The 12,514-nt window shown below is 38.8% G+C and carries 10 protein-coding genes; 4 read left to right on the top strand and 6 right to left on the bottom strand.

From position 1 onward, the window contains the following. Positions 1-18 precede the first annotated feature (18 nt). Positions 19-939, top strand: a complete 921-nt coding sequence (locus HKI82_RS09070; RefSeq protein ID WP_171137820.1) for a histone deacetylase family protein — start codon at positions 19-21, stop codon at positions 937-939. Between the two features lie 62 nt (positions 940-1,001). Here the strand turns inward: HKI82_RS09070 and HKI82_RS09065 are convergent, their stop codons facing one another. Next, positions 1,002-2,195 carry an amino acid aminotransferase gene (locus HKI82_RS09065; RefSeq protein WP_171137819.1) on the bottom strand — a complete coding sequence of 398 codons (1,194 nt, stop codon included), beginning with the start codon at positions 2,193-2,195 and terminating at the stop codon, positions 1,002-1,004. Positions 2,196-2,649: 454 nt separating this feature from the next. Between HKI82_RS09065 and HKI82_RS09060 the strand changes: the two genes are divergently transcribed. After that, the gene (locus tag HKI82_RS09060; RefSeq protein WP_171137818.1) at positions 2,650-4,290 is read left to right on the top strand and encodes a response regulator; all 1,641 of its coding nucleotides are present in this window, start codon (positions 2,650-2,652) and stop codon (positions 4,288-4,290) included. A 463-nt stretch (positions 4,291-4,753) separates the two neighbouring features. Here HKI82_RS09060 and HKI82_RS09055 read toward each other — a convergent pair whose 3' ends face one another. The 5 genes from HKI82_RS09055 to HKI82_RS09035 form a co-directional block, all read right to left on the bottom strand. Continuing rightward, positions 4,754-5,266: a hypothetical protein gene (locus HKI82_RS09055; protein WP_171137817.1), complete on the bottom strand. Its 513-nt coding sequence runs from the start codon at positions 5,264-5,266 to the stop codon at positions 4,754-4,756. 32 nt (positions 5,267-5,298) lie between these two features. Then, complete coding sequence (locus tag HKI82_RS09050; protein WP_171137816.1) at positions 5,299-5,952, bottom strand: hypothetical protein; 654 nt, start codon at positions 5,950-5,952, stop codon at positions 5,299-5,301. Between the two features lie 123 nt (positions 5,953-6,075). Next, entirely contained in the window at positions 6,076-7,074 is a 999-nt protein-coding gene (locus HKI82_RS09045) for a hypothetical protein (RefSeq protein WP_171137815.1), read from the bottom strand. 266 nt (positions 7,075-7,340) lie between these two features. Beyond that, the gene (locus tag HKI82_RS09040) at positions 7,341-7,811 is read right to left on the bottom strand and encodes a hypothetical protein (RefSeq protein ID WP_171137814.1); all 471 of its coding nucleotides are present in this window, start codon (positions 7,809-7,811) and stop codon (positions 7,341-7,343) included. A gap of 320 nt (positions 7,812-8,131) precedes the next feature. After that, entirely contained in the window at positions 8,132-9,238 is a 1,107-nt protein-coding gene (locus HKI82_RS09035; protein ID WP_171137813.1) for a tyrosine-type recombinase/integrase, read from the bottom strand. A gap of 472 nt (positions 9,239-9,710) precedes the next feature. Between HKI82_RS09035 and HKI82_RS09030 the strand changes: the two genes are divergently transcribed. Next, positions 9,711-10,502 carry an OmpH/Skp family outer membrane protein gene (locus tag HKI82_RS09030; protein WP_171137812.1) on the top strand — a complete coding sequence of 264 codons (792 nt, stop codon included), beginning with the start codon at positions 9,711-9,713 and terminating at the stop codon, positions 10,500-10,502. Between the two features lie 265 nt (positions 10,503-10,767). Then, positions 10,768-12,420 (top strand): hypothetical protein, encoded by a 1,653-nt coding sequence (locus HKI82_RS09025; protein ID WP_171137811.1) that lies wholly within the window; start codon positions 10,768-10,770, stop codon positions 12,418-12,420. Positions 12,421-12,514: the final 94 nt, after the last annotated feature.

Genomic DNA, 12,514 nt, shown 5'->3' with positions numbered 1-12,514 from the left:
AGTAATCAAGTAGCAGACATGATCCCACTGGTTTATCACTCTATTTATTCTCAACTGCCTTTACCTGAAGGGCATCGTTATCCCATCAATAAATACCGCTTGTTATATGAAGCCGTTGTTGAGAAGCAACGTCACAATCTACAATGGCAAACAAAATTTCAGTTCATGGAGCCGAAACCTATTACGTTAAGCGAAGTAAAGCAAATTCATGATGCGCAGTATGTTGACGATCTTTGCTCTGGCTCTCTTCCAGCCGCCAAAATGCGCCGTATTGGATTTCCGTGGAGTGAGGCGCTTATTGAAAGGACACTGACCTCTGCGGGTGGAACCTGTTTGACGGCTGAACTGGCTTTGAAATATGGCCGAGCTTTGCACTTAAGCGGCGGCTATCACCATGCACACAAAGAGTTTGGCAGTGGTTTCTGCCTGTTTAATGATTTGGTGCTTGCTGCTCAACACGCGATTGAGCAATTTGACATTGATAAAGTTCTGATCGTCGATAGCGATGTGCACCATGGTGATGGAACCGCAACACTCTGTGCAGAACGAGATGACATTATTACGCTCTCATTCCATTGCGACAAAAATTTCCCTGCTCGTAAGCCAGAATCGAACTTAGATGTCGCACTTCCCAGAGAAACTGGTGATGAAGAGTTTCTTAGTCATTTTAAGTCGGTGGTCGAAATGGCGGTGAATCTCTATCAGCCAGATCTGATTATCTATGATGCTGGAATTGATATTCATCGTGATGACGAACTGGGCTATTTCAACGTTTCAACAGAAGCTATTTACCATCGAGACTGCTTCATGATGCAGATGACTCAAAACAAACAAATACCAATAGCCTGTGTTGTTGGTGGTGGCTACCGAAATGATCATCAAACCTTAGTGCCGATTCATATGCAGTTGTTTGAGGCTGCATTGACAATCGCTCGATAGCTTCCAGAAAGAAAAAAGCCACCGTATGACAGTGGCTTTCCTAAATCATTAACACTCAGTTTTTATAAAGCAGCAAACGCCTTAGCAACTCGTTCAACGTTATGCTCGTTCAGTCCAGCAAGACACATACGACCGCTGTTGATTAGGTAAATCGCATGCTCGTTGCGTAGGGTTTCTACCTGTTGCTGGCTAAAACCAGTGTAGCTGAACATGCCTTTCTGTTTAATCAGGAAGCTGAAGTCTGATTCTGGACGTAGCACTGCTAGTTGGTCGTGTAGCGTTTTACGCATTGTTTCAATACGAGTGCGCATACCTTCCACTTCGCCAAACCACATGTTTTTAAGTGCTTCGGTATTCAATACATTCGATACCACTACAGCACCATGTTTAGCTGGGCTAGAGTAGTTGCGACGCACTGTTGCTTTAAGCTGACCTAAAACGCGAGAGGCTTCCTCGTCATTGCCACAAACCACTGAAAGGCCGCCTACACGCTCACCGTAGAGTGAGAAGGTTTTAGAGAAGGAGTTACTAACAAAACTGACGACGTCTGTTTCCAATGCAATTTTACGGATAACGTAAGCATCTTCACCGATACCTTCGCCGTAGCCTTGGTAAGCCATATCGAAGAAAGGAATCAGTTTATTTTTCTTAACAACCTCAATCACTTGGTCCCACTGCGCATTCGTTAGATCCACACCAGTTGGGTTATGGCAACAAGGGTGTAGCAGGACAATGCTTTGTTCCGGCAGAGAGTCGATAGTAGAAAGCATGCCATCGAAATCAAGCATTTTGGTCTCAGGGTTGAAGTAAGGGTAAGTATTCACTTCGAAGCCAGCACCGGCAAAAATTGCGTGGTGGTTTTCCCAAGTTGGATTGCTAACCCAAACTTTTGAGTCTGGGAAATAATGATGTAGGAAATCAGCCCCAATCATTAATGCCCCTGAGCCGCCTAAAGATTGAATTGTCGCAACACGATTAGCTTCAAGGGCAGGGTGGTCTTCACCAAACACTAATTGTTGTACCGCTGAACGGTATTGCACTAGGCCATCCATTGGAAGGTAAATACAAGGTTGGCTTTCAGCTTGAGCTAGCTGTGCTTGAGATTGAGCGACAGAATCTAGTGTCGGGATTTTGCCGTTTTCATCATAGTAAAGACCAATACTTAGGTTCACTTTTTCAGATCTGTCATCAGCCATAAACTGTTCCATAAGGGACAGAATAGGATCTCCAGCATAAGCGGTTACATGGTTAAGCACAGAAATTCTCCTTAATATATTTGTTACTTGATAACGATCTGAGCGATGGTTGAAACCAACTTTTCGACTTGAGCACCAATCCATATTCAATGGATAGAGAGGTCTTAAGTGTCGAAATACGGATAGCGACACTAACATAATTGTTACATTGACAGCCAATAAAAACCGACGAGAAACAAGTGAAATATAGGGAAAATATGATTAACGCACGCAGGTAGTTCGGCGCGTTAATTGGAAGTAGTGTTTGTTTCCACCTATCGACCAGAAAATATCTAATTTCTGCACTTTGTGGCGATGAGAGACGCTATAGAAATGGGCTGACTGTTTTTTAGTCAGTCTTTGGGAAGTTATGAAAGAGGAAATAATTCTAAGGTTGTAGGTATTTTCCTGTTTTGCAAGACCTTATCTTACGCACAGACTCTGTCTGATACTATGTAGTGTCGGAGGGGTTCAAATGTCTTTAAGCTTCAAAAATTACACCATATTGGTTGCTGATGATTCAAGGTTGGTGACAAGCACTATTACATCGTTGCTCAAAAAGCTTGGCTGCGAGCAAATTCACTGTGCCTATAAACCATTGGATGTGATCGCGAAGTGCAGGCAGAACCAGTTTGACCTGATTATCTGTGATTACAATTTTCAGAGTTTTATCAATGGTTTTCAGCTGCTAGAAGAGCTTAATCACTTAAAACTACTCCCTTCACATACGGCTTTCATGTTCCTTACCGGGGAAAACGACTTACGCGTTGTGCGCTCGATTATTGATGCTGAGCCGGATGACTATCTATTGAAGCCGTTCAAGAATCAGTTCTTCATTGACCGTTTAACCAATGCAATTAAACGCAAACGGGCATTGCTGCCTATTTATGAGCAGCTTATTAAGCACGATTACTACGCTGTAATAGAAGCTTGTAAAGAGTGCTTGGAAACTCGTCCTGAGTACTCCAAATTAATCCGCAAATTCAAGGCTAATGCTTTGGTTCGTTGTAAGGAGTATCACAGTGCACGAACCGAATATGAACAAATGCTCAATGAAGACAACTTCGACTGGATCAAGACAGCATTAGCCAACACCTTCATTGAAACTGATGATGTAAACCGAGCGAGAGAGATTCTAGAAACAGTAAAAAGCAAGGATGATAATCCTTATTATCACGATGAAATGTCGAGTATTGCTGTACTGAATAGCGATCTTCCGCAAGCCATCATGCATCTTAAGCAATCTGCTATGTTGTTAGATTCCGGTGCTGAGCGTGAGTTAGTGATCGCAAACCTATCATTGGCTAACGAGAACTACGATGATGCGGTCACTTACATGACGCGCTACTACGAGAAGAATAAAAATACCTTCAGAGGTAGCGTTTTTACTCAGCTCAACTTAGTACGTAGCTATTTGTATAAAGCGAAAGGCATAAAGAATCTGAGTCTTTTTGAACGCCAGTTACATTCACTTAATCCACTGATTGATGAAGTGAGAAAACGACCTAGCCTTGAACATGTACATCGTTTGATTATTTCACACATCGCTCTGATTCGAGGGGATCTAAAATTAGCGATCAGTGAACTTAAGCCCGTGATCCAACACATCAAAAGTATGCATTTCTATGACATTTACCATCTTGGGTATTTGCTGGAGCAGTGTTCGTACTTTAATGAAGTTAAGCAGATATTGCCCCAGTGCCGCATTGCCATGGACGAAAACCAGCATCCAAGTATTTTACGAAGCCAAACTCATATGCTGTTGAGCTTTGAATCGAGATTGCAGGATGTGATTGAAGAGATAGAGGCGCTTCGCAAGCAAATTTCTGACGCTGTAATAACGCCAGGGGATTCAGAGGCAATGACGCAGTATATTGACCTTTATTTTCGTTTGCACGAGCTGTCACCTAACTCTAGAAAGCTGTGTATGGCCATTGTTAAGTTCATCGCGCAATGTCCTATCGAATATGACGGCAACTATAAGATTTTTGACAAGATAAAAGAGTGTCATGAAGTTATCGTTAAATTGTCTACCGAAGAAGAGCTAGTTGAAGCGAATTATCTAATTCAATACGAAGCCGCTAAGAAAAACATCTCTTTAGTTCTCGCTAATTAGAGCCACATGTTGGCTCTTCTTTTTTGTGCTAAGAAGCTCTCAATAACAATCAATGGTTTTGGAAGGTTGCGATAGGCATGTTGAGTCGTGAATTTGAGAGACTCAGGCAAAAGAAGAATTTAATTGATTAGAAAATAAAAAAGCCTCTGAAATCAGAGGCTTTTTTCTAGAATGTGGCGGAGAGATAGGGATTTGAAAGCTATCGCCATCACTTTAACTTGTTGATATTTAAACAAGTTTTTCTACGACTCAAAAGTCGGTTGAACGAAGTTGTTACACTAGAAATTAGGGTTTAGTTGGTAAAAAGTCAAGCATATATGTCAAAATTCATACAATTTGAGTTAATCACCAGTTCCATCAATGCACTGAGCGAAACTCATAATTGGACAAAAGCTTCTTAGCTAAAATGACTTAGTGGCATCCGTTCAGATAATAAAAAGTATCTTGAAACCTTAGTCGTTTGTTAGGAATTTGGTTGCCAATACGTAGACCGCAATACTCTACCCATTAATTCACAGGTCTTAGTATAATCATCCGAAGCACTTAAATAATAAGCTGTCGCCTCCAATTCATCTTTTGCCAGTAAGCACTTGGTGCAATTGTCTTTCAGGACTTGTACGCTAGCCCTAAGTTCATCATTGGCGACACGTTGAGTTAGAATGGCTGTTTTGGCGTTTAGATCTCTATTTTGAACGTTTAGTTCTTCTGATATTGGACTACCCCATTGCCCTGTATTTTCAAAGTTTATTTTGTCACTTCTATAAATTTGTCCGCAAGACCGAAAGTACACTAATAGTTCAGCTTGAAGCTCAAGAATTGTTTCTCTTTGAAAGTTATTGGCAAATTCTTGTCTTTCATGTTCTTTAGCTTTGTTGCTTAAAACATGAGAGCTCCAACTAGTTATCGCTGTTGTTGCAATACTTGCTAAAGCACCAATAATAGTTCCAATAAAACCCCAAGTAACGGCTTCCATCATTGTTTCCTCGTATATGCAGTATATGCCTAACGTTACCAAAGCTTCTTAGTTAGAAGTTTATAAGTCGGCATTGGCTCTTCAAATGTCGATGCAACAACAGCATCAAGCCGATTCTGTATTGATTGTAACTGCTTTCTAATTACATCATCGTCTTCCCAAGTGTCCCAGAAGACATCCTCGTGCTTTTGCATGCCTTCTAAATGTTTCTTGAATTCATCATCTGACATTTGAACCCTGCCTTGGCGCTGCCAATACTGAGTGGCTAAAAGGCGAGCCGAACTAAAGATACTGTTTACAGTTTTATTCGTATCTTTAAAAATCGCTTCACTATCTTCACCGTAAGTTGCCATGAACTTATACTTTAGAGTTTCAAATTTAATGAAGACTTCTCGTTTCTTTTCATAGCGCTCAAAAACAATATGCCCTCGATTAAGCAGTTCTGTTTCTTCAGGCTTTTCTCGATCACCGACTACTCGACTTTCACCTTCACCAACAGATGCAAATGGACTACGAATAAACGCAATTGCATCCTTAATTTCAAAAAATGCAGCCAAAGTTTCTTCAGCAAGCTCGATTCTTCGCTTTCCAATAAACTCTCTTTTCCACGCTCCAACTCCTGAGACAATAGCCCAACAAGCTGAAATAACAGCTATCGTTTTACCCAATAGGGTTATTACTTCTAACATTATTCTCTAAACTCCAATAGGTAGACTAACGCCGCATTAAGGTGTGAGCGACGTTTGGCTATACTTGAGAGAAGCGAAACTGCCAAGCGTTGCGAATCACTCTTAAATGCTTGTTTGTTGTACTTATAACACCAATGGTTGGACATTCCACTGTTCATTATGTCCCTCTCGATAACAGTCGTATAAGAACAAGTCATTCCTTGTATTTGCTGGTAGAGATATTTTAGGAACATAATATGTTGAGTGGTCACTATCTTTAAGATTAATGTGAAAATGCTGATTCATAAGAGAAGATAGAGCGTTGTTATCATGTAACAGTGAAAAAGGACCAAACTTCGCACAGAACATAGCTATAACCCCTGAAATTGCATCCATTACATTTTCTAACGTTGCTTCGTTAAATGATGCATTTCGGTCATGTTTAGTTTTATTGTATGCGTGATACCAGCTTAAAGATTGAGTAGGTTGCTGCGCATTCCAGTTTGCATAAGGTTGAAAAGCACGTAGCCCATTGTAGTTCTTAAACGTTATTTCAAATTCGTTCAATCCTGCTTTAGGCAACAGTTTTACATAGTCTTGAGTTGTATACATTCGGTTATTTGAAGGTGGAATTCCTGCTTTTTGGAAAATTGAAGTCCACAAATTTTCAACCTCTGTGCAAGCAAGTATCAGTAACTCTCTACTTTTATGTCCATAGGAAGCCAAACCACTTGGACTCGGTTCTACATAGAGGAGAATATCATCAAGTTTTTCGATAAGGACACGTAGCGCCTGCTCTGCTGAACGCTGCTCATATGGATCAATATTTAAGGCTGCTTCAATGTCGTTAGAGTAATAGAGCGAAGGACGCCAAAGACTTTCAACAGTATCACCAATTGGTAAAGATAAGGGTTGAATATTTTGAGCACCAAATACTCTTTGTACCCAATCAACTAAGGTACCGTTTTTTTGCTCAATTACTGTTAAGCCAACAGAAATTACGTTCAAGCCATGGTCTTTACCATACAAATGCACAAAGTGGGTCGCAGTTTCATAAGCATACCCAATTGGCTGAGATAAATGTAAAGGTTCGGCCCATCTCGGCAATGTAGTAATTGTGTTGTTATAAAATATACCGTTCATTATTTCTCCAAAGCTAACAGTACAACTAACAGTATCTTTTAACTAGACACCTTCCATATAAGTGTAGAGAAAAATGCCGAATACAATCACTTATCTCATTGTTTTATTAGATTAAAAATAAATACAAAATTCAAAATGAAGACAGTGTCGGTATAATATCCCATACACAACTGACCACATATTCAGTTATTAGAAAAATAGGTCAAATAATGACAAAAGAAGTATGTCCTAAATCTGAGGCTGGCTGACTTTGGGGCAAAGGTTAGTCATAGTTGAGCTGTGTTTCCACTGAACTCCGAGCGTATTTTTCCTTCAATCGCGCAAGTTACCATGTCAAATGCACTGTCTATACTTTCGGTCTGACGCAAATCTAGAAGATGGTATTCAAAAGGTAGTTCTTCAGACATTTTTGATGCATAAAACTTCCCGAGTTCAAGGCGCCAAGGGTATGAGTTGTATTCCGGTGTATAAACATGGAATAGAACCACTTTTTCGTATGACTTGTATTGATTTAGTAGCCAAAACTTACCAACATTCGTATCGGGGTGAGTTTGTTTGACTTCAACTTCTAAAGCCACAACAACTTTACCGTCAGTTAATAAGCCATCAGCTCGGAACCCGTCAGACGGAAAACCAGGAATAGCTTGATAACCATTGGTGAATTGTAAAATCTCGGAGCCAAAACTTTTCATCCAGCCAGCAAGTCGAGACTCAAATTTTAGCCATTCTGATTTCATAGAACACCTTTTGCTCCCAACACTGCATTGTCACCAACTTGATAGACCATGTATTTCATACTAGAAACATTAGGTCAACTTAGTCAAAGAGTGCTTCATCAAAATGTTATGAAGGACTACTCTAACGCGGTTTGGGGCAGAAGTTTGTCGCGGTTAGTGAGAAAACAACTACTAAGAAAAACTTATGAGTTGAAGCAACTGAGAAGGATTTCTTCCTAGTTGCAGCATGGAATGGGGCAAAGGTTTGTTTGTAGTGGCAGTGGAAATAACTAATAAAAAATGCCCATAGAACAGGGCATTGTACGAGAAAGAAGAAGGAGTTATTGAAGTGCTTTAAGCACCGTTACCAACTCAGGTCTTGTATATAGCTTCTGAACTAGATGAACAAGTTCCTGTGGCAGTTCACTATTTGAACCTTCAGACTCAACATACACATCAGGAAATAAATCTGACATGTGTGCATCACTACGACGAGCAAAATCGGGAGTATCTTCTTTGATCCAGCGGGCGTAATGTTTGGTTACCATCTGGGTACTTGTATGCCCCATCTGCTTAGCTATCCATTCTTTGCTTATGCCCGCGCTTAATGCTTGACTCGCGTATGTATGACGCAGTTGACTTGGTCCGCGATGCCTAATACCTAATGTCTTTAATAGATCTGTAAAGAACGATTTTTGGAACTGTTTAATGTCGATAAATCGTTCATTTTTTAATGTATTGATGAATACAAACTGTACCGACATTTTCTTAAATGTTTTCTTGTCAGCTTGTAGGACGTCAATACTCTCCCTATCACGTTTACCAGTTATTTCATATTGTTTCCGCAGTAGTGAAACGGTGATGTCACTGATTTCAATATCTCTCACGGAACCTTTCGTTTTCGGTATTTTGAAAACTGTATCAACATTAGCGATTCTTACGCGAATGATCTTCTTGTCAAAATCAACATTATCCCAAGTTAGAGCTACCAATTCACAACATCTTAAACCCGTTGTGGCATCTACGAGAGTCATTATTTTTTCACTATCGCGCTCTGTCTTATGATTGATGATTTTAGCAAGTTCTTTTTTTGTGAACGGATCAACTTCTGAGTCAGAAACATCTAATGTACTAAAGCTTTCAAATATATTACTTCCAATGGCTTTATTTTTAAGAGCAATATTAAATACCGATTTAATTACAGATAGATATTCATTAATAGTTTTATTTTTATATTTATCATGCATCATATTTATCCAATTCAATGCATCAAGATAAGTTACATTATAAATATCCATATTCCCGAAATGTTCTTTAAGATATTTACATCTTGATTTATTTGATTTGAAAGTAGATGGCATTTGTTTTTTTATTTCAGATGATAAATATGCATCTATGAAGTAGCCGACCTTGTTTTCACTATATTGTTTGTTTTTAAGGATTTTCACGATTTGTACCTTAGAGAATTCTTCGATTCTCTTCTATTTGTACATATGATAACCACTTCAAACTTATGTTGTCAATATTTTATTTAAATACAATAGCTTATGGTTAACTCAAATTAATCGGCATGTATAATTTAACCAAGAAATCGAGAAAATTCGTAACAATGCCCTTCAGAACAGTATCGTATCCAGTTAACTCAAATTTCATAGCATGTATAATTTAAGTCATTGTAACCAATGGACTTTTTATTAAAAATCGGTTGACATAACAAAATAAGGATGAGTAAGATATATACAAATAATAAAAGTCAATGCAACGTTGACTGTATAAATGGTAATACCAAAATGAAAATAACAATTATTGTAGACATCACATTAAAAACAAAAATAAGTACCTTTTCCCTATTTTCAGATATTTATGTTTCTAACTATCTAACTTACTTCCTTTCTAACTCAGAAAGTAAGGACGTAAGTTATGCGTGATTTAAATAACTTAAAAAAGAAATATTTATCGCAATTAGCTTCAGATGGTATTGGTAATTCAAATAAAGCAAAATCATTTGAGGATTATGCGGCTGGTTATGAATCCGATCCTATACCGTCTTGCGCAAAACAATTGCAAAGCAGAGTTGGTGGTGAGTTTGCCCGAGCGCGAACAGCATTTAATGTCCTCTCAGAAGAATCAGCCCCCGTAGTTATTGAACGACCAAAACCCACATGGTTCTCAACCCTTGAGCAGCAATGCTTCGAAAGTACTCAAAAAGCGTTGGATTATCTATGGAAGCAAACTGACGGTGAGATTCAAGCTTTGGCTCAAAGTCGCAGTAAAATTGCTGAAGGAAATGCTGAGAAGGCACTGCAAGAAACGAAACAGTTACTCGAAGTGATTAATGAACTAGAGGCACTATTATCAACAAAGGATACGGAAGTTTCTGAGAAACATGATGAAATTCAACGATTATTCGAGTATGAAAAAGAGGCTATTAAGTTAAGTACAGAAAATAGAATCTTATCAGAACGTATAGAGGAACTAGAAATAAGGTTAGAAAAGTCAGTAACTGATAATCATCGTGTAGATACACTAAAGTTTGAAAAAGAAATGCTCACTAGAAAAGTTTCCGACTTAGAGAAATATGTGGAAGAATTAAAAGTTATCATAAATTCCATAAATCATCTTTACTCATCATTTAATAAACAACCTTGCTCTGATGCAGAAAAATTAGCGAAAGGTATCGTTGAAAAAATCGATGGTACTGATACCAATTAAATAAAATAAGATCTATATAAATAGGCGGTAAACATGAAACTACTAAAACTCTGTAGAGTTAATCAGAGTGCGTTGCACTCTGATTATTCCTTAATTAATTCACTAGTGTATATTGAGCACGGAATAAGTGGTTTGACGAAAGTCGAACACCTTAGTAACCAGCTACGAACCTATCCCACTTTTTGCAAGCAAAAAGATGGGATAGGTTCTGCTGGTGAGAGACGTATCTCTCAACTCTCTAGCAACCACCGTTCTGGAGGTTGCTATGTCTACTGAATTAAAAACTATACGCCAACTTTATCGTCATCTTAACTATATAAGTTCAAGTAACGATCGTGTGAAGTGTCGAAAGTCTGTATTTCATTCACTGAGAATTAATCCTGATTCTATGCGGGACAAAGCAATATTGGAATGGAACCCTCAACTTACAGATAAAAACCTCATTTACCACAATGACCAGATCATTCCCCTTCATGATTTAGATGATGATAGAAAAATGGATCTACTGCTAGATATCATACCAAGCGTACGTATTCACAATGAGCAAAAGTGGAAAAAGAAAATGTACAAAGCTCGGTGTGCGTTGAAAAAATCGACAGCGACATTAACTAATGAAGGTTATGGAGATGCGGCAGCTTTAATTGAAGTGTTACTTACTGATAAACGCAATTACATATCAGACTTTGACCAGGAGTGGATAGTCCGAGAGTTTGAAGAATGTTCGATGCCACGTAAGCAGCAAAGAGTGAAGCAAATAAAGACGTACATTGAAGCGTTAAATCTATTGAATGATGCAGCCCCTAAGACAGCAACATTCGTGCAAGAAGGGATATTTAAGATTCCTCGGCAATGGGAAGTTGGAACAGATGTTATCTCACTTGAATCGTACATCTTATTTATGAAGAAGTTTTTAACTTCCCATTTTCCTGATTATCCGATCAAAGCTATTTGTGGGCATGATGACGAGCGAGCGGTAAATGAAAATGTTGGTGCGCATGTCCACTACTATTTGTCTGGACGAAATGAAAAAACAGGCTGCTACGACTTACGCAAATCTCAGATTAGAGCAATCAATGAATATCTAAGAAACAACCATCCAGAGGTTGAAACTTTATCTGAAGATGGTGACCTTAAGTACAATGAAACTGGTGCAATGGGTAGCTATTTTCAACAAATGTTCCAAGACTATGTTAATGATCACCTGCTCAACCCAAAAGGATTACAGGCTGAGTTCACAGACGATACAGAGAAAGCACAAGAACGCTATCAGCATATGATCAGAGAGTCGAAACTGCCGAAAAACAAGCGTTCATTCAATTTCTATACGAAGCAGCTAGAAGATCTGGTGAGTCAAGTTGAATTGGTTTCAGCGAATCAAAGTAACATTGTTATGGAGCAGGTCTCACTCGATGAACTGGAGCAGGAGAAGCAGAATAAGATTGCGCATATCAATGAACTCAGGGAAGGGATAAACCTCGGTGAGAAAGCTGTTAAATCCGTACTTTTGCAAATAGAAATTGAAGAAGAGAGATTGACATCAATTAAACAAGATGTGCAAAAGACGATTGAAGATGGCGAACAAGAAACGCTCCTTTTAAAAACAGTTCGTAAGCAGCGCCAGGATGAACAAGCGCAACTAGAGCGGACTCGGAGTCTTCAAAATGAAGTTAATCAGAGGGATCGTGATTTAGTACAACAATTGCTGAGAGAAGCTTTTCTCGCTTCTTATGAGAAAACGCAGAATAGCGCAAAAAGAGATAGCTTAAAGTCATTTATAGGGAAAGTGGTTGATAAGCTTAACAAGGCGCTACCAGAGCCATTGCAGCAACTAATTAGCAGTGTTATCTCTGTTCTTGATGACAATAGTATCAAAGTTAAAAAGAACACAACTGCAAACCAAAATGATATGACTCTGTAAGCCACGAACTCATTTACGACAACTTACATTTGCTACTCAACGTATGACTGCTGACGTTAGCCTTCTTAGCTTTTTATAGATTTTATTGTCAGAA

Origin of the sequence: Vibrio plantisponsor, from assembly GCF_013041605.1 — a bacterium.
Taxonomy (GTDB): domain Bacteria; phylum Pseudomonadota; class Gammaproteobacteria; order Enterobacterales; family Vibrionaceae; genus Vibrio; species Vibrio plantisponsor.
The sequence above is the reverse complement of the archived record's forward strand: the minus strand, read 5'-3'. Positions and strand labels throughout refer to the sequence as shown.

Bases quoted from the DNA above. Each gene is read 5' to 3' on its own strand.
- HKI82_RS09070 (WP_171137820.1), top strand. From the start codon at position 19: ATGATCCCACTGGTTTATCACTCTATTTATTCTCAACTGCCTTTACCT.
- HKI82_RS09060 (WP_171137818.1), top strand. From the start codon at position 2,650: ATGTCTTTAAGCTTCAAAAATTACACCATATTGGTTGCTGATGATTCA.
- HKI82_RS09055 (WP_171137817.1), bottom strand. From the start codon at position 5,266: ATGATGGAAGCCGTTACTTGGGGTTTTATTGGAACTATTATTGGTGCT.
- HKI82_RS09050 (WP_171137816.1), bottom strand. From the start codon at position 5,952: ATGTTAGAAGTAATAACCCTATTGGGTAAAACGATAGCTGTTATTTCA.
- HKI82_RS09045 (WP_171137815.1), bottom strand. From the start codon at position 7,074: ATGAACGGTATATTTTATAACAACACAATTACTACATTGCCGAGATGG.
- HKI82_RS09040 (WP_171137814.1), bottom strand. From the start codon at position 7,811: ATGAAATCAGAATGGCTAAAATTTGAGTCTCGACTTGCTGGCTGGATG.
- HKI82_RS09030 (WP_171137812.1), top strand. From the start codon at position 9,711: ATGCGTGATTTAAATAACTTAAAAAAGAAATATTTATCGCAATTAGCT.
- HKI82_RS09025 (WP_171137811.1), top strand. From the start codon at position 10,768: ATGTCTACTGAATTAAAAACTATACGCCAACTTTATCGTCATCTTAAC.